The sequence below is a fragment of the Burkholderia sp. Bp8998 genome, from assembly GCF_003854235.1.
Classification (GTDB): Bacteria; Pseudomonadota; Gammaproteobacteria; order Burkholderiales; family Burkholderiaceae; genus Burkholderia.
The window spans coordinates 1-583 of the sequence record NZ_QTQF01000164.1; the positions used below are offsets into that span (position 1 = coordinate 1).

General features: G+C 59.9%; 1 protein-coding gene and 1 pseudogene. Both read right to left on the reverse strand.

Annotated features, from left to right (window positions below; genetic code table 11):
- Window positions 1–200: LysR family transcriptional regulator (locus DIE06_RS37975; protein WP_148094395.1), on the reverse strand; the 200-nt coding region annotated here is incomplete at its 3' end.
- A gap of 242 nt (window positions 201–442) precedes the next feature.
- Window positions 443–583, reverse strand: a pseudogene (locus DIE06_RS37980) (choline ABC transporter permease subunit); the annotation flags it as partial.

The window sequence follows — 583 nt, forward strand, 5'->3', positions numbered from 1 at the left end:
AGCCCGCGGAACATCTGGCCGGCCGGCGTCAGCGTGATCGGGTTGATGCTGCGGTCGACCAGCTTCGCGTCCATCCAGGATTCGAGTGCGGCGATTCGTCTGCTGAATGCCGACTGGGTAAGATGCCGGGTACGTGCCGCACGCGAGAAACTCTTCGTGTCGGCCAGACTCAGGAAATCCTCAAGCCACTTTGCTTCCATTTCATGCTTCCAGAGACGCTTGCACAAACCGACATCAAACTACGTCGATGCACGCGTCCGCCCCTCCACAGCCGCGGATTGCACGCGACATCGATCGTTCGGGACGACGAAGTTCGCTTTCGGAAAGGCGCACGGCGTTATTAAATAAATCATGTTGATTTATTTAATAACGCCGTGCGATGGTTGTCAGCCTAGGGAAATCCCGACGCCGCTCGACAGAAGCGTTCAGTCCCTCGTTCGAATCAGTTTCGGACGGCCTCCCCCTGACCCCGGAGCAGCTGCTTCAGGCCCGCGAACAGCGGTGCCTTCGCGGTGCCCGGCGCGCGGCCGAAGCTCTCGGTGATGCGGTCGAGAATGATCGCGAGCAGCACGACCGACAGACC